At 40.4% G+C, this 25,752-nt stretch carries 27 protein-coding genes and 1 pseudogene; 4 read left to right on the top strand and 24 right to left on the bottom strand.

The genetic code is table 11. The features are described from left to right. Position 1 precedes the first annotated feature (1 nt). The 8 genes from BMX21_RS15695 to argC all read right to left on the bottom strand — a co-directional run bounded on the left by BMX21_RS15695 (position 2) and on the right by argC (position 8,546). Positions 2–679, bottom strand: a complete 678-nt coding sequence (locus BMX21_RS15695) for a response regulator transcription factor (protein ID WP_022754566.1) — start codon at positions 677–679, stop codon at positions 2–4. 14 nt (positions 680–693) lie between these two features. Beyond that, positions 694–1,533 (bottom strand): helix-hairpin-helix domain-containing protein, encoded by an 840-nt coding sequence (locus BMX21_RS15690; RefSeq protein WP_051199686.1) that lies wholly within the window; start codon positions 1,531–1,533, stop codon positions 694–696. A gap of 122 nt (positions 1,534–1,655) precedes the next feature. Next, the gene (locus tag BMX21_RS15685) at positions 1,656–3,152 is read right to left on the bottom strand and encodes a sugar ABC transporter substrate-binding protein (RefSeq protein ID WP_177174069.1); all 1,497 of its coding nucleotides are present in this window, start codon (positions 3,150–3,152) and stop codon (positions 1,656–1,658) included. A gap of 86 nt (positions 3,153–3,238) precedes the next feature. Beyond that, positions 3,239–4,438 carry an aspartate aminotransferase family protein gene (locus BMX21_RS15680; protein WP_242952941.1) on the bottom strand — a complete coding sequence of 400 codons (1,200 nt, stop codon included), beginning with the start codon at positions 4,436–4,438 and terminating at the stop codon, positions 3,239–3,241. A gap of 92 nt (positions 4,439–4,530) precedes the next feature. Then, positions 4,531–5,418, bottom strand: coding sequence for an acetylglutamate kinase (gene argB / locus BMX21_RS15675; RefSeq protein ID WP_034453649.1), 888 nt, complete (start codon positions 5,416–5,418; stop codon positions 4,531–4,533). A gap of 113 nt (positions 5,419–5,531) precedes the next feature. Then, complete coding sequence (gene argJ / locus BMX21_RS15670; RefSeq protein WP_092045763.1) at positions 5,532–6,755, bottom strand: bifunctional ornithine acetyltransferase/N-acetylglutamate synthase; 1,224 nt, start codon at positions 6,753–6,755, stop codon at positions 5,532–5,534. 145 nt (positions 6,756–6,900) lie between these two features. Next, positions 6,901–7,344, bottom strand: a complete 444-nt coding sequence (locus BMX21_RS15665; RefSeq protein ID WP_022754560.1) for a GNAT family N-acetyltransferase — start codon at positions 7,342–7,344, stop codon at positions 6,901–6,903. Between the two features lie 149 nt (positions 7,345–7,493). Next, positions 7,494–8,546: an N-acetyl-gamma-glutamyl-phosphate reductase gene (gene argC, locus BMX21_RS15660; RefSeq protein ID WP_092045761.1), complete on the bottom strand. Its 1,053-nt coding sequence runs from the start codon at positions 8,544–8,546 to the stop codon at positions 7,494–7,496. Positions 8,547–9,110: 564 nt separating this feature from the next. On the opposite strand from argC, the gene BMX21_RS15655 reads away from it, so the two are divergent. The 3 genes from BMX21_RS15655 (at position 9,111) to BMX21_RS15645 (ending at position 11,776) form a co-directional block, all read left to right on the top strand. Then, positions 9,111–10,376: an argininosuccinate synthase gene (locus BMX21_RS15655; RefSeq protein WP_022754558.1), complete on the top strand. Its 1,266-nt coding sequence runs from the start codon at positions 9,111–9,113 to the stop codon at positions 10,374–10,376. Between the two features lie 345 nt (positions 10,377–10,721). Next, positions 10,722–11,012, top strand: a complete 291-nt coding sequence (locus tag BMX21_RS15650) for a DUF1294 domain-containing protein (RefSeq protein ID WP_022754557.1) — start codon at positions 10,722–10,724, stop codon at positions 11,010–11,012. Positions 11,013–11,041: 29 nt separating this feature from the next. Further along, on the top strand, positions 11,042–11,776 hold the full coding sequence (locus BMX21_RS15645) for a LytR/AlgR family response regulator transcription factor (protein ID WP_022754556.1): 735 nt from the start codon (positions 11,042–11,044) through the stop codon (positions 11,774–11,776). A 2-nt stretch (positions 11,777–11,778) separates the two neighbouring features. On the opposite strand, the gene BMX21_RS15640 is transcribed toward BMX21_RS15645, so the two are convergent. Then, entirely contained in the window at positions 11,779–12,615 is an 837-nt protein-coding gene (locus BMX21_RS15640) for a DegV family protein (RefSeq protein WP_022754555.1), read from the bottom strand. A gap of 189 nt (positions 12,616–12,804) precedes the next feature. On the opposite strand from BMX21_RS15640, the gene BMX21_RS15635 reads away from it, so the two are divergent. Then, entirely contained in the window at positions 12,805–13,296 is a 492-nt protein-coding gene (locus BMX21_RS15635) for a DUF5721 family protein (protein ID WP_092045757.1), read from the top strand. 350 nt (positions 13,297–13,646) lie between these two features. On the opposite strand, the gene BMX21_RS15630 is transcribed toward BMX21_RS15635, so the two are convergent. From BMX21_RS15630 to BMX21_RS15560, 15 genes and pseudogenes are all read right to left on the bottom strand, one after another. Continuing rightward, the gene (locus BMX21_RS15630; RefSeq protein WP_051199689.1) at positions 13,647–14,009 is read right to left on the bottom strand and encodes an Hpt domain-containing protein; all 363 of its coding nucleotides are present in this window, start codon (positions 14,007–14,009) and stop codon (positions 13,647–13,649) included. Between the two features lie 114 nt (positions 14,010–14,123). Further along, on the bottom strand, positions 14,124–15,197 hold the full coding sequence (prfA, locus tag BMX21_RS15625; RefSeq protein ID WP_022754552.1) for a peptide chain release factor 1: 1,074 nt from the start codon (positions 15,195–15,197) through the stop codon (positions 14,124–14,126). A 39-nt stretch (positions 15,198–15,236) separates the two neighbouring features. Next, positions 15,237–16,076 (bottom strand): peptide chain release factor N(5)-glutamine methyltransferase, encoded by an 840-nt coding sequence (gene prmC, locus BMX21_RS15620; RefSeq protein ID WP_092045755.1) that lies wholly within the window; start codon positions 16,074–16,076, stop codon positions 15,237–15,239. Continuing rightward, positions 16,073–17,053, bottom strand: a complete 981-nt coding sequence (locus tag BMX21_RS15615; RefSeq protein WP_092045753.1) for a DUF1385 domain-containing protein — start codon at positions 17,051–17,053, stop codon at positions 16,073–16,075. Before BMX21_RS15615 ends, prmC begins: the two co-directional genes overlap by 4 nt. 131 nt (positions 17,054–17,184) lie before the next feature. Further along, positions 17,185–17,394: a 50S ribosomal protein L31 gene (gene rpmE, locus BMX21_RS15610; protein ID WP_022754550.1), complete on the bottom strand. Its 210-nt coding sequence runs from the start codon at positions 17,392–17,394 to the stop codon at positions 17,185–17,187. 260 nt (positions 17,395–17,654) lie between these two features. Then, positions 17,655–18,434, bottom strand: a complete 780-nt coding sequence (gene rlmB, locus BMX21_RS15605) for a 23S rRNA (guanosine(2251)-2'-O)-methyltransferase RlmB (protein WP_034463782.1) — start codon at positions 18,432–18,434, stop codon at positions 17,655–17,657. Between the two features lie 186 nt (positions 18,435–18,620). After that, positions 18,621–19,148, bottom strand: coding sequence for a Mini-ribonuclease 3 (locus BMX21_RS15600; RefSeq protein ID WP_242952940.1), 528 nt, complete (start codon positions 19,146–19,148; stop codon positions 18,621–18,623). Next, the gene (gene cysS, locus BMX21_RS15595) at positions 19,133–20,560 is read right to left on the bottom strand and encodes a cysteine--tRNA ligase (protein WP_092045751.1); all 1,428 of its coding nucleotides are present in this window, start codon (positions 20,558–20,560) and stop codon (positions 19,133–19,135) included. The genes BMX21_RS15600 and cysS overlap by 16 nt, the downstream gene beginning before the upstream one ends. Positions 20,561–20,713: 153 nt before the next feature. After that, positions 20,714–21,280, bottom strand: a complete 567-nt coding sequence (gene ispF, locus BMX21_RS15590) for a 2-C-methyl-D-erythritol 2,4-cyclodiphosphate synthase (RefSeq protein WP_092045749.1) — start codon at positions 21,278–21,280, stop codon at positions 20,714–20,716. 51 nt (positions 21,281–21,331) lie between these two features. Beyond that, complete coding sequence (locus tag BMX21_RS15585) at positions 21,332–21,646, bottom strand: AzlD domain-containing protein (protein WP_022754545.1); 315 nt, start codon at positions 21,644–21,646, stop codon at positions 21,332–21,334. 23 nt (positions 21,647–21,669) lie between these two features. Further along, the gene (locus BMX21_RS15580) at positions 21,670–22,377 is read right to left on the bottom strand and encodes an AzlC family ABC transporter permease (RefSeq protein ID WP_092045747.1); all 708 of its coding nucleotides are present in this window, start codon (positions 22,375–22,377) and stop codon (positions 21,670–21,672) included. A 1-nt stretch (position 22,378) separates the two neighbouring features. Beyond that, positions 22,379–23,572, bottom strand: a complete 1,194-nt coding sequence (locus BMX21_RS15575; RefSeq protein WP_092045745.1) for an alanyl-tRNA editing protein — start codon at positions 23,570–23,572, stop codon at positions 22,379–22,381. 210 nt (positions 23,573–23,782) lie between these two features. Further along, positions 23,783–24,304, bottom strand: a complete 522-nt coding sequence (locus BMX21_RS15570) for a CarD family transcriptional regulator (RefSeq protein ID WP_022756702.1) — start codon at positions 24,302–24,304, stop codon at positions 23,783–23,785. A 216-nt stretch (positions 24,305–24,520) separates the two neighbouring features. Beyond that, positions 24,521–25,153 carry a GNAT family N-acetyltransferase gene (locus tag BMX21_RS15565; protein ID WP_051199691.1) on the bottom strand — a complete coding sequence of 211 codons (633 nt, stop codon included), beginning with the start codon at positions 25,151–25,153 and terminating at the stop codon, positions 24,521–24,523. A gap of 50 nt (positions 25,154–25,203) precedes the next feature. Then, a pseudogene (locus BMX21_RS15560) lies at positions 25,204–25,752 on the bottom strand (hypothetical protein); the annotation flags it as partial.

Genomic DNA, 25,752 nt, shown 5'->3' with positions numbered 1-25,752 from the left:
TTTATGCCTGAAAATAATATCCTGAGCCCCACTTTGTTCTTACATATCTAGGCTCGCTTGGATTAGATTCAAGTTTCTCACGAAGTCTTCTGACATGAACATCAACTGTTCTAACATCTCCCGGATACTCATCACCCCAGATATCTGTAAGAAGCTCATCACGTGAAAAGACTTTGCCTGAATGTGCAGCAAGAAGCTCTAATACTTCAAACTCACGGCTTGTAAGGCTTATCTCCTTATCTCTTACAAATACTCTTCTGTATTCTTTATTGATCTTTAGATCACCAAATACCATCTCAGACATGGATTCTACAGATGCTGCTCGTCTGATGATAGCCTTGATCCTTGCCTTTACTTCCAGTATATTAAATGGTTTTGTGATATAGTCATCAGCACCGTATTCAAGGCCCAGGATCTTGTCCATATCATCACCCTTAGCAGTAAGCATGATAACAGGAACATTGCTGAATTCTCTGATTGCCTGACATACTTCAAAACCTGAAAGTTCAGGAAGCATTACATCCAGAAGAATGATATCGTATTTATTGGCCTTGGCAAGCTCTAAAGCTTCAGCGCCGTCATATGCGCAGTCAACTTCCATTCCATCCTGTTCCAAACTAAATTTAAGTCCCTTTACAATTGACTTTTCATCATCAACAACAAGTGCTTTACGTGACATATCGTCCCCACTTTCTATACTGTTATACTATCTTTGATCTGTTCAAATACTTTGTCTTTGATCCCGCTGACCTTCTTGATATCTTCAATACTCTTAAAAGGTCCATTCTCATCACGATAAGCGATTATGGCATCTGCTCTGGATTTACCGATCCCGCTCAAGGTACAGAGTTCATCTACTCCTGCAGTATTGATATTAACAAGTACATTGCTGCTATCAGAAGCATTATCACAAGAAGACAAGGCAGAAGTATTATCAGCTTCACTATTCTGTTTATTGGTATCTACAGGCTTTCCATCACCTGTCACAACAAATGATGTATCTGCACTTCCATCCGCCTGGTTGTCACTACTACTTTGAGCCTCCGCCTTTTCAAGTTCTTCGATCTCATCAGTTGTAGGTACCTGAATCTTCATACCATCAGAAACAACCATGGCAAGATTCAGATATTCTGTGGCAGCTTCAGTGCTAAAGCCTCCTGCAGCATCAATCGCATCAGCAATCCTGTCTCCGGATGACAATTCATAGACGCCGCTGTTATTAACAGCTCCGCATACATATACCTTGATAATAACATCAGATATACTTCCATCAAAGTTGCTATTATCAGTACTATTACCATCTGCAAAAGCTCCCGCTACAGAATCGTCTGTCGCAGAAGCATCCGCTATAGAGTTCTTCGATATTGAAGCCTCATTCAAAGAGCCGCTTTCTACAGAATCTTTAGTACTTGATTCTATAGATGAATCTTTACTTTGTATAACCTGATAATCATTTGATTTGCAGCCACACATAAGTAGTGTTGCAACAACAAGTACCGGTATCAATCCGGCTTTTGATCTTTTAAACTGCATGTTCCTCCTAATTGGAGGATCCCGCCATGCATACTACTTTATTTTATTTCAAAAACAAAGACCTTGCAAGTCCTTTTAAACTTACAAAGTCTTTATATAAAACAATAACGTATTAACTATTATTATTCAGTCATTCCCTCATCATAATATTCCTGAGCCTGCGTCCAGGTAACATCATTAGTAAAATCTATAGGAGACTCTTCTATAGTCTGTTCACTTCCTGATACCTGGGTCTTAACCTGACTAGATACCTTTCGAAGTGTCTCATTAGGATCTGCGCCTTCCCAGATTTCTTCAAAGGATATCTCAAGCTGCATCCAGAAATTAGATGTTGCGATCATCTTGGGCATTGGAACAGAGCCTTCATAAGCTTCCATAAAGCCCTTGATCCCGGATTCTGAATGCTGAACATTTTTATTGGCCGAAACCTTACCGGTCATTTCATATAAAGTGTCATCATATCGTCCGCAGATATATTCCGCTACCTCTGACGCTTCTTTAGAGTGTTCTGAATAACCGTTTACAACGATGCATCTGGTAACTGACATAGTCCTTGTTCCTATATCATCTGTAAGAGACGGCATCGTGACAACTCCGTATTCATAAGGACATTCACCCGCTTCCTGTGCCTTAGCTATTGTATCAAGAGCATCAGTTGTAGCCAGTGTGAATACGATCTTACCACCTATGAAATCCTGTATTATCTCCTCATATGATGAGCCTTTTGAATCAATGGCAAAGAACTGATTGAGCTGCTGATACAAGTCCATGCATCTTATTGCATCTTCATTATATACATCTATAAACTGTGAATTGTCTCCGGCATCTCCACCTATATTGATATAATTGCCTACAAAGAAGTAATTATAAAAAATATCTGACACATCCCACTTAAATACCGCTTCAACTTCTGCAGGTGCATTATAAGTCTCTGCAAATCTAATAATATCAGTTATAGTATCAGGGATCATCTCATCGACACGCTGCTCGACCTGATCATCAGATATTTCTACAGAGCCTTCAAAAGAAGCACTGTCTGATTCCTGAGTGTCAGCATCCTGCTGCGGATCTTCAACATTCTCCATATAATATTCATTCTCAAGACTGTCTCTTGCTGCATTCTCAAGATAGGTCTTGTTATAGATAAGTGTACTGGTTTCAAAATAATAAGGATATGCGATATACTTGCCATCATAGGTCACACTCTTTAGAGCTGCAGATGGATACTGGGTATCTGAAAGTGTGCTGCTTGTAACCGGAAGCGCAAGTCCTGCAAGATATGCTTTTTCTAAAGAATCATTAGTAAGAATATACAGATCAGGATACATCTCACCGGCAGCTGATGCCGCTGAAATATTCTCAAGATATTCAAGAGCTGATACAAGTGTAGGTTCAAGTCTTGTGTATTTATGTGTATCATTATAGGTCACTGACAGCTGCAGCAGATAATCTGTAAGCGCATCATCATCATACCAGAGTCTTATAGTTGTTTTCTTGGTTGCAAAAAAAGAACTATTCTCATCCGCCAGTACACTTCCACCATAAACTGCCGCAAACATAGTAACAAAAAGTACGCATACTGCCATAATAACTGACAGAAGTCTTTTTTTCTTATTCATCAAAAAATCTCCCAACATTATTAAGGCGCAGCATACGTACAAATAAGTATCATCGATATCTGGATAAAGGATGTCATCAAATGTCTTTAGATCTCTCTAAGACAAGAATCCAGGATCTCTATCATCTTGTCTACATCATCTTTGGATATCACTAGCGGCGGAACAAAGCGGATTATAGAAGGTCCTGCATTAATGAGGATAAGTCCCTTGTCCATAGCACTGACAATTATATCTGCTACAGGCCTGTCAAAGACAAGTCCCTGCATAAGGCCCCTGCCGCGCCTTTTGGTCACAAAATCATATTTATCTACAAGCTCATCAAGCCTTTTTTCAAGGTAAGGAGCTACTGAATTCACATTGTCTATTATATTGTACTGCTCAAATAAATCAAGCACCTTACTTATAGCAGCGCATGCAAGAGGATTGCCGCCATATGTAGTACCGTGATCTCCGGCCTTGAGAGAATTCTGTCCGGTCTTTTCATTGAGAAGGAATGCACCTACAGGAACTCCGCATCCAAGAGCCTTGGCACAGGTCATGATATCAGGCTTTATACCATAGCTCTGCCACGCAAACATATGGCCTGTTCTTCCCATTCCGCACTGGATCTCATCCAGTATAAGAAGGATATCTTTTTCATCACATAAAGTTCTGACTTTTCTTAGGAATCCTTCTTCGGCAGGGAAAATACCGCCCTCTCCCTGAACAGTCTCCATGATTATAGCACAGGTTTTGTCATTAACGTTTTCAAGAATGCTCTCAAAATCATTCATCTTAGCAAAACGTATATTGCCGATCATAGGCTCAAATGCTTCGCGATACTTGGGATTGCCGGTAACAGACAAAGCGCCGAAAGTCCTTCCGTGGAAGGAATGCTCTAAGGCGATGATCTCGTGATCTGTTTTTCCATCCTTAAGATATGCATACTTACGGGCAGCTTTTAAAGCTCCTTCTATAGCTTCAGCTCCTGAATTGGTAAAAAACACACGGTCCATGCCGCTGACTTTCTTGAGCTTTTTGGCAGCTTCTATTGCAGGCACATTATAGTAATAATTGGATGTATGAATAACCTTGTCTATTTGAGCTTTGAGCGCATCATTGTATTCTTTATTGTTATAGCCAAGAGCAAAAACGGCTATTCCTGATACAAAATCAAGATATTCCTTGCCATCAATATCATATAAATGCACACCATCGCCATGATCAAGAACCACCTGATAGCGATTATATGTATGAAGGAGGTCTTTCTCGGCCTCATCTATGTATTCTTTCATTTTGTCAGACATATTCAACTAATTCCTCTCTTAACTCATATATGTTTTAGCCAAAGGTCAGATCATGACATCTATTGATCCTTGCGGCATATACTTAATTCTGATCATTTAGCACATGAAGTCAGCTCATCTGTATCATTCATAAACATGGTACCGATACCTCTGTTAGTGAAGATCTCAAGAAGAAGGCAATGCGGTATCCTTCCGTCAAGAATATGAACTCTGTTGACACCTTCCCTAACTGCAGACACGCAATTTCCAAGTTTTGGAAGCATTCCGCCTCCTATCTGACCGGAAGCTATAAGATCATCTGCTTCCGAACATGTCAGACGGCTGATAAGAGATGTCTTATCATTTATATCCTTGTATACTCCTTCTATATCTGTAAGGAAGGCCAGCTTCTCAGCTCCCACGGCCTTAGCTATAGCGCATGCAGCATCATCTGCATTGATATTATAGGTATCAAAATTATCATCAAGACCAATAGGTGCGATGATCGGAAGATAATCTCTGTCAAGAAGATCATAGAGTATCTCAGGATCAACCTTATCTACATCGCCTACAAATCCTATATCCTGGCCATTAGAATATTTTTTCTTAACATGTAAAAGCCCTGAATCCTTACCACTTAAGCCTATAGCTTTGATACCCAGTTCCTGAACCATTGTAACAAGCTGCTTATTGACCTTGGACAGAACCATTTCTGCTATTTCCATAGTTTCTGAATCCGTTACTCTAAGCCCATTTACGAACTCAGCTTTTTTGCCAACTTTGCCAACCCAGTTACTGATGGCTTTGCCGCCCCCGTGTACTATGATAGGCTTAAATCCTACAAGTTTAAGAAGTGTAACGTCCTGGATCACATTTCTTTGAAGATCTTCGTTGCTCATAGCGCTTCCGCCGTACTTTACAACTATTATCTTACGATTAAATTTCTGAATATATGGAAGCGCTTCAATAAGCACCTCAGCTTTTTTCATTACATCCTGCATATCCTTGTCCACTGTCTTATTCTCCTTAGCTCAAATGATCTGATTATGTAGCTTGCATTCAGCATACTGACTCATTCATATTTGATCAGCAAAAATATATTTTTGGTATATTTTCAGCTTCTATAGTCTGCGTTGATCTTGACATAATCATATGTAAGATCGCACCCAAAAGCTGTTGCTTCCTGGTCTCCTTCATTCATATTGGCAACTACCATAACTTCGTCCTCTTTCATAATAGAGACTGCATATTCTTCATCAAAGTCAATCGGATTGCCATGATCGAATACCTTAAGTGTTCCCTTCTTACTTTCAAAAAAGAGCTCAACATCATTTTGATCAAACTTCGCCCCGGAATATCCCATAGCGCACAAGAACCTTCCGAAATTGGCATCGCATCCGAATATTGCAGCCTTAGAAAGATTAGAGCCTACTATCGCTCTTGCAAGAGTTCTTGCGTCATCCTTAGTCTTTGCTCCTGTAACTTTGGCTTCAAAGAGCTTGCTTGCGCCCTCTCCGTCACCTGCCATCTTCCTTGCAAGGAATCTGCATATAGTAAAAAGAGCTTCATAAAACTTATCATAATCTTCGTTCTTGGAAGTAATAGTATCATTTCCCGCAAGACCATTGGCCATAAGCAGAAGGGTATCGTTAGTTGAGGTATCTCCGTCTACTGTTATCATATTGAAGGTATCCTTAACTACACTGGAAAGTGCCTGTTGCATGAGCGTTTTGTCAATAGAAAGGTCTGTTGTAATAAAACCAAGCATGGTACACATGTTAGGATGTATCATTCCTGACCCTTTACTCATACCTCCGACTGTTACAGTCTTGCCACCAACTTCAAAAGTAAGAGCATACTCTTTATTAATGGTATCTGTTGTCATTATTGCTTTAGAAGCTTTGGTTCCGGCTTCCTTGTCGTGACTCAGAATCCCTGCCATGCCAGTCACTCCGTTTACAAGCTTATCTACAGGAAGTTGCATGCCTATAACACCTGTAGATGCAACAGCTACTGTATCATATGTAACTCCAAGTTCTTTCTCAACAGCCTTGGCTGTAGCTTCGCAGGCATCAAAACCTTCCTGCCCCGTACATGCATTGGCTATTCCGGAATTAATAACAACAGCCTGCATCTTGGATCCGGATTCAACTATCTTCTTGTCCCACATAACACATGCAGCCTTGACCTGATTGGTAGTAAATGTTCCTGCGCATTCACATGGCACATCCGAATAGACCATCGCCATATCGGTACGTCCCTGGTATTTGATGCCTGCTGCAAAGTCTGCTGCTTTAAAGCCGATTGGTGCTGTAACACCGCCTTCTATAATCTTCATATCAAACCTCATCCTGAATATAAATAAACAATCGTTTTAAAAAAATCTATTAATCGCAAATTCTATTGCAGGTATTTCTTATTTACGAATTCCTGACTTCATCATAGAATCATGATTCTTGATCATATTTCTTATTAAATAAAAATCATATATTAAATATAGTAACATTATCCGGATCAATAACATGATCGTAATAGTTCATGTCACTTCTAAGGATCCATCCCATCTTGCTCCAGAATGCATTGCCAGCTTCATTGGTAACGAAAGCATTAAGGGCAACCTTGCATATTTTTTCTTCCTTAAGGGCCTTAAGACAAAAGTCAACCATGTGCTGTCCTATATGTCTTCGCCTATAATCCGGCGAAACACACACATGATACATGCAGGCGCGTCTTCCATCATGTCCGCACAGTATGGCACCAACTATCTTGCCATCTTCTACATCAACACAGCATGTAGTAGGATTTCTTTTTAGAAAAATCTCGATCCCCTCTTTAGAATCATCTATACTCCTTATCCCAAATCCCTTGATCGACATCCAAAGTGCATATACCTCGTCATAATCTTCTATTGTCATTACACGGACCATTACTTTACCTCATGTCATAAGTGAAAAACACTTTTAATTTCTATTAAATATTGGCGACTTAAGAAAAATCACATTGCCAGTCATCAAATGCCATATGTGCCGGCTTAAGATAACTGACATAATGCATTTTCTAAAGTCGTGTTCTATTGTTAAGGAAAACAAGGAACCATATCAAGTCCCATGCTCTCTTCAAGTCCGAACAGAATGTTCATATTCTGTACAGCCTGTCCGGCTGCGCCTTTCACAAGATTGTCAAGTGCGCCCATCATAATGATACGACCGGTCCTTTCATCAATCTTAAAGCCTATATCTACATAATTGGAAGTTTCCACCCATCTTGTCTCAGGATATACACCATCGTCAAGTATTCTTATAAACTTCTCTTTTCCATAATACTTATTGTATACATCACGGATCTGCTGCGGTGTAGGGAGCTTACCATCTATCTTATTAAGGCTTGCATATTCTGTTGCAAGGATTCCCCTGTTCATAGGTGCAAGATGCGGTGTGAAATTTAAAAGTATCTTTTTGCCTGCCGCATATCCAAGCTGCTCCTCTATTTCAGGAGTGTGTCTGTGATTGGCAACTCCGTAAGGTTTTGCACTTTCATTGACCTCGCAGTAAAGGTTAGCTACCTTAGCTCCTCTTCCGGCGCCTGATACGCCGCTAAGTGCATCTATTATAAGAGTATCCGGATCGATAAGTCCTTCTTTGACCAAAGGATAAGCTGTAAGAATGGAGCATGTCGTATAACATCCAGGATTAGCAACGATCCTTGCGCCCTTTATCTTATCTCTGTTGATCTCGCATAGTCCGTAGACAGCTTCATCAATATACTTTGGAGCTTTGTGCTCGATCTTATACCACTTTTCATAAACGGAAACATCTTTTAGTCTGAAATCTGCTGAAAGGTCAATGATCTTGACCTTATTAAGAATATCTTCATTGACAAGTGATGCACACAGGCCTTGAGGAGTTGCCGTGAATATCACGTCAACTTCATCAGATAGCTTGTCCATATCTTCGCCAAGACAATCTGCATCTACTATTTTAAAAAGATTCTGATAAATAGATGCATATTTCTGATCTATATAACTTTTGGAGCCATACCATACAACTTCTGCCTGAGGATGCATCTGAAGTAGCCTTACAATTTCTGCTCCGGCATATCCTGTTGCGCCAATAATTCCAACTTTGATCATTTCACACCTCCGATTGCAGTGTCTTACTTTCTTTAATTGAACTTACGATCAATGATCTAAAAGCCACTACATCAATCCGATATTGAATAACTTAATACAGATTAATTTTACTCTGTTTTTTGTGATGGAAATTTACTAAAACGCACCATTTCATTATAATGTATTTAATAGTAAAAATTCCATTTTCTTTTTGATCATTCTTAAATGTATAAACAAAATGCCCGGTATACCGACTTATTCATATAAGAAAGTGCACCGAATGCGCTTTTTATCTGTCACATTCATAAGAATATATGTCATAGTATACGACCGGGTGTATAATAATGCAAGTGATATTTTAATATTTATACATTATTTTTGAATTAATGTAATATTTATACATTTTCTTCTTGCATTATGCATCAAATGGTAGTATATTTACTTTTGTCACACATACAAGCGCTCTTCTATTTGCATAGATTTTATTCATGATTGGGCAGCTTTATGGACAATATGAGATTTATCATTACTAAATATACATTATCACACAGAATTTTTATTCATAAGTAAATGGAGGAATTATCAATGGCTACTAAGAAAAAAGAAAAAGTTATCCTTGCATATTCAGGTGGTCTTGACACTACCGCGATCATCCCATGGCTCAAAGAAACCTACGGCTACGACGTTGTATGTGTATGTGCTGACTGCGGACAGGGCAATGAACTTGATGGCCTTGAAGAAAGAGCCAAAGCAAGCGGAGCATCCAAGCTTTATATAGAAGATATAACAGATGATTTCTGTGACAATTACGTAGTACCTTGTGTTCAGGCTCATGCAGTATACGAGAACAAATATCTCCTTGGAACATCCATGGCTCGTCCGGCTATCGCCAAGCGTCTTGTTGAGATTGCAAGAAAAGAAGGTGCAACTGCCATCTGCCACGGCGCAACCGGCAAAGGAAACGACCAGATCCGTTTCGAGCTTGCATTTAAGGCTCTTGCACCCGATATCCGCGTGATCGCACCCTGGCGTGATCCTAACTGGAAGCTTCAGTCTCGTGAAGATGAAGAAGAATACTGCAAAAAGCACGGAATCAATCTTCCATTCTCTCACAGCAACAGCTACAGCCGTGACCGTAACCTCTGGCATCTGTCCCATGAAGGTCTCGAACTCGAAGATCCTTCTAAGGAACCCAACTATAAGCATATGCTCGTTCTTGGTGTAACACCTCAGGATGCTCCGGATAAGGAGACTGATGTTACTATGACATTTGAAAAAGGTGTTCCTAAGACAGTTAATGGTAAGAAGATGAAAGTCTCCGACATCATCCGCACTCTCAACGAACTTGGTGCCAAAAACGGTGTCGGAATCATCGATATAGTAGAAAACCGTGTTGTAGGAATGAAGAGCCGAGGCGTATATGAAACTCCAGGAGGAACTATCCTATATGAAGCTCACCAGCAGCTTGAAGAGCTCATCCTCGATCGTGATACCTATGCACTCAAACAGGAAATGGGAGCTAAGCTCGCTCAGATTGTATACGAAGGAAAATGGTTCACACCTCTTCGCGAAGCTGTTCAGGCCTTCATTGAAAGCACCCAGCAGTACGTGACAGGTGAAGTTCACTTCAAGCTTTATAAAGGCAATATCATAAAAGCCGGAACAACATCACCATACTCACTCTACAATCAGGATATCGCTTCCTTCACAACAGGCGATATGTATGATCACACAGATGCAAGCGGATTCATCAATCTCTTCGGTCTCTCACTCAAAGTCCGCGCTCTTAAAATGCAGGAAGTTGATGAAAAAGCCAAGAAGTCAGCAAAGACCTCTGTAAAGAAGAAATAATACCACTTATCAATATCAAGACGTAATGGTCAAAAGTAACATTTGAAATCTGCATCATATCAAAAAGCATAGGCCACAGCAACTTATCCGCTCATATCCACGAATGAAATGAGCGGATATGTACAAGCCTTTCTTTAAATGAATACCATACATTATCATTATAAAAGACATTCGGCAAAAGCTCATATGACACTTCCGAATGTCTTTTTATTTGCCCATGAACTATTTTTTGTGTATTCTATACATTGGATAAGCACATTTTAAGTGTTACAATTTGCTTTAGTATCTTCGGGGGAGGATTAAACCATTAGCTACTCACTTGGTTCGTGACATGAGGTTATTTCTATGAATTCAATCATTCTCATTACATCTTATATTTTAATAGTCAATCTTCTTGGTTTTGCAGCCATGGGAATTGATAAACATAAAGCCAAGGCAGGTTCTTACAGAATCCCCGAGGCGACTTTATTTATCTTAGCTTTAATAGGAGGCAGCATCGGAAGTACCATAGGCATGTTCTTTTTTAGGCACAAGACAAGACACTGGTACTTTGTAGTATTTATGCCTACAATTCTTATACTACAGGTAATATCTGTAATAGCAGTGTGCTACTTCGTAAACTTCAGATTTATGTAATGTTTTTAGAGGGGACAAAGGGGAAAATCATGCATATAGCAGTTTGTGATGACAATATAGCTGACAGAAAGCAGATGCAAAGGCTTTTGGAGCGCGCATCTGATGCAAACAAGAAAAACGGTCTGGAGGGATTTTTCATAGATCTTTATGGAAACGTACCTTCTCTTATGCAGACTCCGCAGATGTATGACGGCATCTTCATAGATATGACCAACATCTCTGAGAGCGGAATGAACGGAATTGAAGTTGCAAGGTCGCTTAGAAAGATCAACGTAAGCGGCAAGATCATCTTATGTTCCTCTGCTATCGATTATGAAAGTCTGGCTACGGATGAAGAAAAAGAAGTTTTCATCTTCATGACCAAACCCATTCTCAAGAATAGACTCAGAGAAGTTCTTGATATCTGCGAAGAATCCAGATCAAACAAGGAACCGCTTATAGAACTTAGAGATGATAACGGGACCATCTATGTCAATGGCAATGATATCCTTTATGCTCATTGTAAAAACGGCGGAGGACGCATCGAAATAAAGCTTGTAGACGGGCAGATCATAACTATCCTATCCACTATCTATATGTTCTATGAAGATCTGGAGCCTTTCTATTACCTTCTCCCGGCTTCTGATCTGACGATCATAAATATAAGACACATACAAAAAACGAAAGCCTTCAGTGTGATCATGGATGATGGTCACAAATTCTGGCTTTCGCTTGAATTCAATAAACATATTAAAGAGCAGCTCAAAAAAGAAAAAGGTTTGTAATATCAGTAAGTAACGATAATACCACCATCATTTGCATACATAGAGCTTACGCCTCTGGTATCAACTACTATGGCGTCCTTGAATTTCTTTCTGGCAAGGATCATATCACGCACAAGCATGGCTCTTTCGAAGTTGTTACAATGTGCTACTGCAAGAATTCTATCTTCAACATCACGACTTTCCTTCTCTATAAGGTCAACCATCTTCACAAGAGCTTTGCGAATGCCAACTCCCTGTCCTCTTTGAACAATATTTCCTTCTACACCTTCACATACAGGCTTGATGCTAAGTGTAGCAGCAACAAGAGCCTTCATTCCGGATAGGCGTCCATTCTTTCTAAGTGTCTCGAGATTATCAAGCACAAAAAATGTAGTCATATCATTTCTGAAAGCAGAAATCTTATCTACAACTTCTTCAAAAGAAAGGCCCTGCTCTTCATATTCCATGATCTTAAGCGCAATAAGTCCAAGACCGCAGCTGGCAGAAAGAGAATCTACTATAAAGATATCCTTCTCACCATACTCTTCTTCATAAAGGTCTTTGCCAATAAGTGCACTATTATAACTTCCTGAAAGCTTAGATGAAAGAGTAATACAATATACATGATCAGCATCTGTCTTAAATGCCTGCATGTAGCTATCAGGTGAAGGGCATGCTGACTTGGGACATTCCTCACTTTCAGCAACATGTTTAAGGAACTGTGCCTGATCAAAAGTTTCGTCATCCATGATATGATAATCGCCTACTTCCAAAGAGAGCGGGACACTCTGAAATCTTGGATCACTATAATACTCTTCAGGCAAATCGCAGCAGCTGTCATATACAATTTTAAAGCTCATATATCCTCCGATAAAGCAATGTAGTTCTCATTACTACATAATACCACCTAACATACGATGCGTAAACCAAAACTTGATGTAATGGCGCTGTTATTAATGCTTTTGTTGCATGCGTCATAGTATTCTTAAGACAAAAATGATATTATAATACAGATATTATTTTGGATAATCTTTATTGCGAGGAAAGAAATGATTGTTTTACAGATTACTCACACTAAAAATTTCATGAACACTTTGCTTAGGGGAAGTGATTTTGATGAATTTCTTTTGGAAGAAGCGGTTATTAAGGCCGGCAACTCTTATACAATAGATGGGCATATCAATAAAGAGTTTTATGGAGATCTTGTATCAGAAGAGGCTCCTTATGAGCTATCCAGATGGAGTGATATTAAGGGTGTATGCTTTGAGCTTATCAAAGGGCGTCATACACCTTTGGGATTTAAGTTTATCATGCAGGTTAAGCCCGAGCATACTGATGCGCTTCTTGAAAAAAAGGGATCAGCTCTTACAAGTAGGGATGTAGCATTTGTAATTAATATTAAATTTGCAGAAGGTGTCACCACTATAACAAGTGCTGCTGCGATTAGAACATTCTCTTTAGATAAGTCTTACGAGCAGATCTGGGATGAGAGCATAAAGAGATTCCTTGCTTCTCATAATATCGAATTTGAAGAGATATAATATACACTGCTATACATGCGTTTTAATTAGTTACTTAAACTTCGCACTTGCCAAACATACGCCACCCTTTGAGACAGCGCCGATGCGGATAGTTTATAATGCATTTTCATATCTTTTGAAGGTGTTATAAAATTCAGGAGTATGAGAGATGGATTTTTATATTCTTCTTAGGGTCTGCATGTCTGAGCGAAGCGAGTTTCAGACCCTAGAATATAAAAATTCAGATATCATGCCCTGAATTATAACACCTTCAAGATATGAAAATGCATTATAAACCATCCGCATCGGCACTGCCTCAAAGGGTGGCGTATGTTTGGCAAGTGCGAAGTTTCAATTAGTTATTAAAATAATTATTTGTATTTACGTAGAATACTTATTAGTTCATCATACTTCGGTCTTAACTTCTCATAGACTTGAGGAGCATTATCTACTCTCTCGGGTCTTAAGATCTCAGTTATTTCTTTGATCTGATCAAGAAAACCATCACCTTCCAGAGCAAGGTTTGAGGCTACGCCTTTAAGGGCATGAGCTCCCTGGAAAGCTTCTTTGGGATCGTTGTTATCAAGGCCCTTTTTAAGTCTTTCCATACTAGGATCATCTATAAATTTGAGCATGAACTTCTCAACCAGATCTTCATTACCTACAAGACGTGCTTTGACTTCTTCCCAGTTAACGCCCCAGTCTATCAGTTCCTGTTTAAGCTCAGCATTCATGATCAGCCTCCTATACAAGAATATCAGATCACATATCTATCTGAACACCACATTACTAATGTTATGAGCGTATGCTCACAATCAGATCAAAGTATGGTAAGCATACTGACCAGATCATTCCTGCATCTTCAGAAGCTTTGCAGCCTGATCTGCAGTTGTAAGAGCATCTACAAGCTCATCAAGATCACCGTTAAGTACATCTTCTATTCTGTGAAGTGTAACCTTGATCCTATGGTCTGTAACTCTTCCCTGAGGGAAATTATATGTACGTATCTTCTCAGATCGGTCTCCTGTTCCTATCTGACTGCGTCTAAGCTCAGCTTCACTGTCGTGCTGCTCCTGGATCTTAAGATCATAAAGCTTGGCACGAAGAAGAGCCCATGCCTTAGCCTTATTCTGAAGCTGTGATCGCTCTGTCTGTGAATAGATGACTATTCCTGTAGGAAGGTGGGTAAGTCTTACAGCAGAGTCTGTAGTATTAACTCCCTGACCACCATTACCTGATGCTCTTGTAATATCCATACGAACATCTTCCGGAGGTATATCGATATCAACATCATCCTCAACCTCAGGCATAACAGCTACAGTAGCTGTAGATGTATGAATTCTTCCGCCGGATTCTGTAACAGGTACTCTTTGTACTCTGTGAACTCCGCTTTCATATTTAAGCTTAGCATAGGCGCCGCTTCCTTCAACCATGAAGCTTACAGTCTTCATTCCGCCTATACCTATTTCTTCAACGTTGATAAGTGATGTTCTAAAGCCTTTACTTTCAGCATATTTAACATACATACGATATAGGTCAGACGCAAAGAGCGCAGCTTCATCTCCGCCTACGCCTGCTCTTATCTCGACGATTACGTTCTTATCATCATCCGGATTCTTAGGTATCAGAAGTATCTTAAGATCCTGTTCAAGCAAAGGAAGTCTTTCTGAGTTTTCATTGCACTCATCTTTGAGCATCTGTCTCATCTCAGGATCTGTCTCTTCTTCCAGCATCTGCATGCTGTCTTCTATAGCTTCTTTACACTTTTTGTACTCTAAATACTTCTCAACAAGTGGTGTAAGATCGCTTTGTTCTTTCATAAGTCTTCTGAATCTGTCAGCATCTGATGCCACATCAGGTTCAGTAAGTACCATTCCGATTTCTTCATATCTGTGCAATATAGCTTCAAGTTTATCTAACATAATAAATCCAATCTATTCAATCACATTAATTTACCAAAACTAATACAGGCATCCTCTTACAACTCTGTCATTGCCGCCCAGATCTTTTATGACTTCCACTTCATGGAATCCGCCATCTTTCATAAGGCCAGCAACAGCATCGCCCTGATCATATCCTATCTCCATCATAAGCCAGCCACTTGTATACAGCCATTTAGGTGCATTTTCAATTATGCGTCTATAGAATATAAGGCCGTCTTGTCCGCCGTCAAGCGCTATATACGGCTCGCCCTTGCCCACTTCAGGAGGGAGCGTGGCTATAACATCAGTTCTGATATAAGGTGGATTTGATACGATCATATCAAACTTCTTATCGTCATCTTGTGGAAAAAGATCCGTCTTAACAATTTCAGCTCTATCGCTAAAGCCAAGTCTGTCCCTGTTACCTGTCGCAACTTCTATAGCCTTATCGGATATATCTGTCATGACACAGCTTGTATCATTGGTATAATTAAGAATACTAAGCGCAACGCATCCGGATCCTGTGCAAAGATCCATAAAGCGCATTCCGTCAGATACTTCTCTCAATGCTTCTTCTGCAAGAGTCTCCGTATCCTGATTGGGCACAAGTACATTCTCATTAACATCAAATGTAAGTCCCATAAATTCCTGATATCCTACTATATAGGCAAGAGGGACCCTGGACGCTCTTTTTTCTATAAGTTCATTATACTTCTTTTCCTCTTCAGGCGACACATCCCTGTCTCCATGAACCAGAAGCGTATTATAATCAGTGCCGCATACATATTCAAGAAGAAGCCGGGCGTCGAGCTGATACTCCGGCACACCGGCTTCCTTTAGTCTAATGGATGCGTTTTTATAAATATCTGAATAAATCATTCCAGAACATCTTCCTCATCTTCATCAGCAAAATCAAATCCGAAAACATCCTTCTGATAGGTTCTCCAATCGAAAATAGCCTCTACAGAAGCAATACCGACTTCGATCATCGAATCATCCGGCTCCTTGGTAGTCAGACGCTGAAGAAGAAGTCCCGGCTTAGAGATAATAGATATAACCGAATTATCACTTTTACCTGCAAAACGGATAAGTTCGTATGATATGCCCGAAACAACAGGCAGAAGCAATATACGATACAGAAGCTTCATTGCTACGCTTTCGGTATTGATAAACATAAACAATATGATACTTACAACAAGAACAAATAGTATAAAACTGCTTCCGCATCTTTTGTGGAATCTAGAGGAGCGCTTTACATTGGATACAGTAAGCGGAAGCCCTGATTCGATGCAGTTAATACACTTATGTTCAGCTCCATGATATCTGAAAAGCCTCTTAATATCAGGCATAAGTGTGATAGCAAGAATATACAAAATGAAGATAGCAATTCTTATAATACCCTCAGCTACAGCCTGAAGCGCCTGACTCTGAAGGTAAGTATTCATCCATGCAGACAGTCTTTCGGGAAGTATCAGAAAAAGACCTATAGCAAGCGCAAATGCAAATATCGTAGTTAAAACAGAGAAAAACTTATCTCCATTACCGCCCGTAACAGCATCAGCCGCCTTGTCAGCGCCTGTAGCATCCTCTTCTTCATCCTCGTAAAAGTCCGCAGATCTGTTAAGAGCCTTAGTACCAAGAACAAGTGAATCTATAAAAACAAAAATTCCTCGTATAAATGGAATCCTAAGAAGAGGCGATCCTGATAAAATACCATGATACTCATCTATTTCGACATGTACCTGTCCATCGGGTTTGCGAACAGCGACTGCATAAAGGTCCTTATTGCGCATCATAACCCCTTCAAGTACTGCCTGTCCTCCAATTCCCGAATAATGGGTAATCTTCTTTTTCATAAATAGTCATCCCCCATCTAGTAATTTGCAGAAGGTACGCGCTTAGGCGCACCTATAAAAAATGAGGCTGAGGCTCTTGCCTCAACCTCATCATTGGATCCTTACTGAATCTCAAGCAAAGTCTTGCTCTATTAAGCTTCTGTCTTGATGCCGTACTTCTTGTTGAATCTGTCAATACGACCACGAGCTGAAGCTGCCTTCTGCTGACCAGTGTAGAATGGATGGCACTTAGAACAAATTTCTACGTGAATCTCCTTCTTTGTGGAACCTACTGTGAAAGTATTGCCGCAGTTGCATGTAACTGTTGCCTGATAGAATTCTGGCTGTAAATCCTGCTTCATTTTTTACTCACCTTTCTATATCTGAATAAACTTTCGAAAAATTCCGCATCTTTTTTGAATGCACAATTTCCGACTGTGCTGCTGTCCACATAGACAGCTTTGTAATAATAACATAAATCGTTCAAATACGCAAGTACATTTTATCATTATACTAATCATGGATTGAATGTAAAAGTAAATTCCACATTATGCAGAATTAAGTCTTACGCCTTAGTTTATAAATACTAATGATCGCGACCTGTAAGATCTGTATCCGTCTCTTATTTCTTCATTCTGCGCTGACGTACGATCTCGTATGCAAGGACTCCGGCAGCAACAGATGCATTCAAGGATTCGATCTCGCCATTAACAGGGATAGATGCGATCATATCACACTTTTCTCTTACCAGTCTGCTAACGCCTGATCCTTCATTGCCTATAACAAGTCCTATAGGGCCTGTAAGATCAAGGTCATACATAGGCTTGCCATCCATGTCTGCGCATACAAACCACATTCCGCGCTTTTTGAGGTCCTCTATGGTCTTAGAGATATTGGTAACCTTTACAACAGGTGTATAGTTAAGAGCACCTGCAGAAGTCTTGGCCACTGTAGCTGTAAGGCCAACTGCGCGGTTTTTGGGTATGATAACACCATGAGCTCCTGCAACATTGGCACTTCTTATGATAGCTCCAAGGTTGTGAGGATCTTCGATATTATCTAGAATAAGAACAAAAGGAGCCTTTCCTTCAGCTTCTGCCTTGCTGAATATATCTTCTATCTCAGAATAATCATATGCTGCGGCAAAAGCGATAACACCCTGGTGCTTACCTGTTATAGATATCTGATCAAGACGTTCTCTTGAAACGAACTTAACGATAGTTCCGGCCTTTTTGGCTTCACGACGGATAGTAGATACAGCGCCATCTGTGCATCCATCAAGAACGTAGAGCTTGTCTATAGTCTTACCACTTCTAAAAGCTTCTACTACTGCATTTCTTCCTTCTATAGCAAGAGAATTCTCCGGAACCTCAATCTCTTCGTCCACAGCATCATCTGCCATGTCTCTTACAGGGCGACGTTTTCTATCGTCTTCCCTGCTGTTATATCTATCTGAGACTCTGCCAAGACTTCTGCCATGTCTTTCGTCTTTTTTATTACCATTCCTGCTATCATTTTTATGATCATTTTTTCTAAAATTACTATTATCTCTCATATATATCTCCAAGAGTAAACTGTTTATAAACTATTATTTCCCATCTTTGGAATCAAGAAGCTTCACACCATATTGTACAAGCTCCAGCACTCTGTCAAGCCTCCCGGCCAGATACAGATAACCACACAAAGCTTCAAGCCCTGTAGCTTTGCGATAATCGATCACCGACTGATTCTTGGCACTTGTGTAGGACTTGGCATTCCTCCCTCTATGATACACTGCAGCTTCTTCTTCAGACAATCTGTCCATGATAGAGTCTATTATAAATGCCTGAGCTGCAGCATTAACATAGTGCACCTTGGCCTTGTTCAGGGTATTGGCAGGCCTGTTGGACTGTTCAGTAACAAGAGAACGTATTATTATCTCATATACGCTATCACCTATAAATGCAAGCGCAAGTGGTGAATACGTTCTCATATCTATCTTCTTAAGTCCGAATGAATCACGGATAACGCCTGCAAGGTCAGCTATATCACCGCTATTTTTGCAGGCACTTTCGCAAGATTCATCCATAATTTCATTATCAAGGCCTATATTGTTATCATTCAGACCTTTTTCCATACTACGCCTTCTCTTGTATCTTTGATCTCAATACCTTTTTCAAGAAGCTCGTTTCTGATAGCATCTGCTGTTGCAAAATCCTTAGCCTTCTTGGCCTGGGCTCTTCTCTCAATAGCATCAAGGACATATTTCTCAAGCTCAGGATCTACACTTGTACCTTCTTCAGAAAGAGCCTTAGCATGAGCTATCAGATCAAGTGACAGAACCCTGTCAAAGCTTTCTATAATAGCAAGCTTGGTCTTATCATTAGTATCGGCTTTAAGAGCATCATACAATATAGTGATAGCCATTGCAGTATTAAGATCACCGCATACGCTGTCTGCAAACTTTGCTTCAAAGTCCTTAAGTACAGCTTCATCTACAGCTCCGTCATCCTTAAGTTCAGCTACTCTCTTTACAAGCTTATTAAATGTAGCTGCTGCCTGATCAAGTGCATCAAATGAAAATACGAGAGGCTTCCTGTAATGAGACTGCAGGCAGAAGAATCTGTAAACAAGCGGATCATATCCTTTTTCTTTGAGTACGGATACTGTAAGTACAGCGCCCTTACTCTTACTCATCTTGCCTGACTGATCGTTAAGGTGATTGGAATGGAACCAGTATTTGCACCATTCATGTCCCAAATAGCTTTCAGACTGAGCGATCTCATTGGTATGATGAGGGAAAATATTGTCAACGCCGCCGCAGTGGATATCGATATACTCACCAAGATGCTTCATAGCGATGCATGAGCACTCTATATGCCATCCGGGATATCCAACGCCCCATGGGCTTTCCCACTTAAGTGCCTGATCTTCAAATTTGGACTTTGTAAACCAAAGGACGAAGTCAGTCTTGTTTTTCTTATTGGCATCCTCTTCTACATCATCACGAACGCCAACCTGAAGAGCCTCTTTCTCAACTTCTGAAGAGAAAACATAATAATCTTTGAGCTTACTGGTATCAAAATAAACATTGCCTCCGGCAACATATGCATATCCCTTTTCAAGGAGAACTTCAATCATATGGATAAACTCAGGGATGCAATTAGTAGCTGGCTCTATCACGTCAGGTCTCTTATTGCCAACAGCATCAAAATCTGCAAAGAAAGCATCTGTATAGTACTTGGCAATCTCCATAACACTCTTGTGCTCTCTCTTAGCACCGGCAAGCATCTTGTCTTCGCCTGTATCAGCATCTGATGAAAGGTGTCCTACGTCAGTGATATTCATAACTCTCTTAACATCATAACCTGCATACATCAAGGATTTGATAAGAACATCCTGCATGATATAAGTTCTGATATTACCGATATGCGCATAATGATAAACAGTAGGTCCGCAGGTATACATAGATACCTTGCCTTCTTCTCTGGGGGTAAACTCTTCTATATTTCTGGAAAGTGTATTATAAAAAGTAAACTTATGAGCCATTTTATTATTCTCCGTATGTAGTATTTTCTGTATTTCTATTACAATAACCTCATGCCACAAGCAAAGCGAGTGACTAATGGTTCAAATTAGTGAAGCTTGCAACACTAATTTGGTTTTGAAAATGGAACATTTTCAAACTTAACCTCTTGATGATCAAGAGTTCATACCACATCCCGGACAGGCTGCACAGCCTCCGTCACTTGACGCTTCACCGGTCTGGAATGTCGTATTCCTTGACGGTGCATCCATAGGAGTTGTCAGAAGACATATAGCCTGAGAAGATATACCTTCTCCTGATCCTGTAAATCCAAGTCCCTCTTCTGTAGTAGCCTTAACATTGACCTGAGTGATATCAAGCCCCAGAACATCAGCAATATTCTGTCTCATAGTATCAATATAAGGTCTCATCTTAGGTCTTTGCGCGATAATAGTAGCATCAATATTCTCTACTATAAAACGTGCCTCATCCAGCCTTCTGCCAACTTCAGCCAGAAGCTTCATAGAATCAGCTCCTTCAAATTCAGGATCTGTATCAGGAAAAAGCTTACCTATATCTCCAAGAGCTGCTGCGCCAAGAAGCGCATCCATTATTGCATGAACAAGAACATCCGCATCTGAATGTCCATCAAGTCCTTTTTCATAAGGGATGTCAACGCCGCCGATTATAAGCTTTCTGTTTTCTGCAAGGCGGTGAACATCGTATCCCATTCCTATACGCATATATTAAAATCCTTTCTAAAACAACCATTCATGGATAAATGTCTATTCCCTTCATAATACATTAATAAGTACTTCAATTACAAGAGCTGCTCCGCAGGCACATGCAGCAACAGTCAGAAGATTCTTCCTTAGATAGGAAAGAACAAGTGCTGTTACAAGTCCGGCTATCCCTGCTGCAAGGCTAAGTCCCTGCGTCATAAGTATAGAAGGAAAAGTCATCGCTGCTAGTGTAGCATACGGAACATAAAAAAGAAATGACTTTATGAATGGGCTTTTGATCTCTTTTCTTATAAGAGCAAGTGGAACTACCCTGATAAGATAAGTAACTATAGCCATAACCAAAATATAAACATATACATTGTACATAGTTGTCCTCTTTTTTAAGCAGTCTAGTCTTCCGCACTTCTGACAGGAAAAAATACTGCCGCCAGCGTACTTATGATCACTGTTACAATGATGATCCTCATGCCTGATTTGAGAGTTTTAAAAACCGGTGCAAAGGTCATAATGCAGGAAAAGAGCATAGCGCATATTACTACGCACATCACAGCCTTGTTATCTCTGGAAGGCGGAATGATGATCGCTATGAACATCCCATATATCGCAAGGCCAAGGCATGCGATAAGTATCGGCGGAAGAATCTGTCCTGCAAAGGCTCCCAAAAACGTCCCAAGTATCCATCCAAAAACAGAAATGCTGATGAGTCCGTATGAATATGCAGGCTTTAGCTCTCCTTTATTAAGTACGCTCAGCGCAAATATCTCATCTGTCACACCATAAGCAATGCACATCCTGTGAATGATGCCTGTTTTAGGAGACAGCTTCTGAGTAAGCGCTGTAGACATGAGCATGTATCTAAGATTTATGATAAATTGCAGTATCGCCATTTCCACAAGAGACACCCCATCTCTTATAGAATCAAGCGATGCATACTGTCCTGCGCTAGTTACATTGGTAATAGACATGATCACTGCCTGAAGAGTTGTAAGACCCTTACTTCCGGCAGCTATTCCAAAAGCAAAAGAAACCGCTATATATCCTGTGCAGATCGGTATGCCGTTTTTAAGTCCCCTGCGGTATTCTGAAGCATTATCCATATCAGTCCTCTATTTCATCAATAATTTTTCTGATCTCATCCTCCGGTGCATAGGGCATACTTCCCTGAACCATTTTGTCAGAGCCACCGCCTTTAGCACCAAATCTCTGTTTTAAAGCTGCCGCAACCTTCCTGGCATCGCCGTCTGCAATGCCGCTTACAAACCTATATCCATTCTCTGTCAAGACAAAAAAGCTGCAAAAACCCGCATGAGACACTGTAAGATCATTGATAGCATTCTGAATAGACTTATTGTCCATATCCTGTACAAAGACCGTGACATTCTTTTGATCCTTAGGAATCTCCTTGAGTTTATAACTTAAAAGCTCTGCCTTAGCCTTTTGAAGACTGCCTTTTACTTCATACAATTCGTCTTTAAGTTTGCATACCTGTACGGGGACATTCTCAATAGAAGTTGTCAAAGATCCGGCAAGATCCTGAATAAGCGTATGTTCCCTTCCAAGAGTCTTTAAGGCTCTCAATCCGCATTCTATAAAGATCCTGACACCGCCTTTATAGTTCTGGCGACCCAGCACCTTCAAAAATCCAATCTCTCCAGTCTTTCTGACATGGGGAGCGCAGCAGGCGCACACGTCTACTCCGGGGATCGTGACTATCCTTACATCGCCTTCAAGTTCTTTCTTACTTCTGTACTGGAGCTTATCAAGCTCATCTTTTGAAGGCCAGGAGATCTCTATATCAAGATTTCGGACTATAACTTCATTAACTTTTCTCTCTATCTCAAGCACCTGTTCATCATCCAAAGGGCCGTTAAAATCCATTGTAACTACCTGCCTGCTCAGGTGAAAGCCAACATTGTCATAGCCATATTTATTGTGAACTGTCCCGGAGAAGATATGTTCTCCTGAATGCTGCTGCATCTGATCAAAGCGGTGTTCCCAGTCAACCACGCCATGAACGCTTTCACCGGCTTCAATATCAGCACCTACTGTATGGAATATCAGCTCGCCTTCCTCACTTTTTTCTATCTGAACATCAAGAACCTGAGCTCCGTTTATGGTTCCAAAGTCAGCCTCCTGTCCTCCCTCTTCAGGAAAAAAAGCTGTTCTGTCAAGAAGGAGCTTCCTTGCTCCCTTGTGATCGCCTTCTGTGATCACATCACTCTTAACAACTACTGCTTCAAACGAGGTAGTATAGGCATCTTCATCATATAATTTAATTGTCGGACTTATCATAAGTTTATGTTTTCCCTTCTAAAACTGCATCTATTTTATCACACTTTAACGCACTATTCATGTAAACTATCTATAACTTCCTACTCAACCTTAGTATTATTCTTGAAGGTATATGCTTAAGGTCAAAATCTGCCAGATATCAGTATGCGCCCTAGGCAATAAAAAACCGGCAAAGCGAAATGCTCTGCCGGCCATATATTAAATATATATTTACTTGTCTGCTTCAAGAGGAAGCTGTGCAAGAATACCTGTGATCTTCTCACGAGCTTCTTCGAATTCCATATCAAGTGCATATGCAATCTCAGAATAGAAAAGCTTCTCAGCAACTCCCAGATATCTCTCATCTACAGAAGCAAACTTCTTGCCTTCTGCAGCACGAACAGCCTTGATATGGTATAAAGTCTTGATAAGACTCAGCATATCTTCAGCCTCGTTCTTCTTACAAATATCTGAAATAACAGCCTCAGCCTTCTTTCCAACAGGAAGATCTGTAAGGCTCATATCATCGAGTCCGTCAATAAGATCACCAGCCATCTCTGCTGAAATAACCTCACGCATCTTGTCCTCAGCGCCGTCCATAGGAACATACAAAACACCACCGCTGTCAATAGCAGAAATCATCTGGTAATACATCTTCTCGCTTCCCTTAGGAAGGAATGATGGAACAAGTGTGTCTGCTACCTTGCACAACCCATGATTTCCATAAACTGCAACATCTCCTATACTAAGCATTTCCACCTCTCTTTGTGACCATCCGAACGAAATATGTAAGCGTTTACTATAAACTTTAAAAATATTGACCTGCAAGGATGATTTGCAGGTCAAATCATAAAAAGATTATAGCACATTTTTAATGAAAATGTAATAGTTTTTGATACGAAAATACGCAAAATTTTTTCGTTTTGAATATATGGACAAATTGTACAAAAACCTTCCGGCTTTTGTTTTTTATTCGTAAATTATGCCTTTTTCTCCATATAATTGTTCGAAGTCATCACGCGTAAAGCAGTTATAATACTCGGTTTGAGACCTTTTAAGCATAGGGTTGTAAGAGCTCTTTATCGTGTGGTGCCAGTAAAACCCAAGGCGCTTCATAACCCTCCTAGATCTAGTGTTTCCTTTGTAATATGCACACCATATTTGGTCAAGATTTAAATTACGAAAACCGTAACAAATTAGCTTGAAAGCCGCTTCTGATGCAAGTCCCATATGCCAGTACCTACGTCCAAGCCAGTAGCCAAGCTCAGCTTGATTCTCTTTGGTTCCTCTGGCTTTGTTAGGACCCATTGCCAGAGTTACATTGCCTATAGGAATTCCGGCAGTAATCGGCATCCCCATATTATCATATAGTCCAGCCTTAGGAACTATCGCAAATACAGTTCTTCTTAAATAGATAGTTCTTATTATTGTGCGGCTATACTCTACACTTTCATGGGGGAGCCATCCGGCATTGGGCCCAACATCCGGGTCACTTGCTATCGCAAAAAGAGCCGGAGCATCCGACTCTTTCCATGGTCTTAATATCAGTCTGTCTGTTTCGAGAACATCTTGTGTTATTGGTTTATAGTCTCTAACTACCATATAATCCTTTCAGGGCCGCGTAGTAACACGGCCCGTTTAAAGATCATCTTTTAATTAATATTGGTTCCTTTATGACGGATCAGGTTCTCACAGCCAGTTCCCTGTATAGCTTCTTTGATAAAAGAGAACAATATGCCGCCATAAGTGCTGTAGTCCTCATGCTCATAGTTGCGGTTAAAAGCTACGAATTCGCCGTCCTCATACTGAACGCACATAGCTCCGCCTACTTTCTTGACTATATACTTAGTTACATTGCCTGTTGTAACAGCAACATATTCATAATCATTTTCGTTAAGGAATCCTGAGATATCTGTATTTTCAGTATCCTCTGATGCACCAGAATCATCCGTAAGTGAAAGGTCTTCTACAGGAGGTGCTTCCTCCTCTGCTGGCGGTGCTGCATCTACTGCCGGTGCTTCTTCCATTACCGGCATCTCCGGCATTGCTGCCTCTTCTACTGGTGGTGCAACTGCTTCTTCTACTGAAGGCGCTACCATCTCTTCAACTGGTGGCACTGCATCAACTGCAGGTGCTTCTTCCATTACCGGCATTTCTGGCATTGCTGCCTCTTCTACCGGTGGTGCAACTGCTTCTTCTAC

It is taken from the genome of Butyrivibrio sp. TB (genome assembly GCF_900110805.1).
Taxonomy (GTDB): domain Bacteria; phylum Bacillota; class Clostridia; order Lachnospirales; family Lachnospiraceae; genus Butyrivibrio; species Butyrivibrio fibrisolvens_C.
The sequence above is the reverse complement of the archived record's forward strand: the minus strand, read 5'-3'. Positions and strand labels throughout refer to the sequence as shown.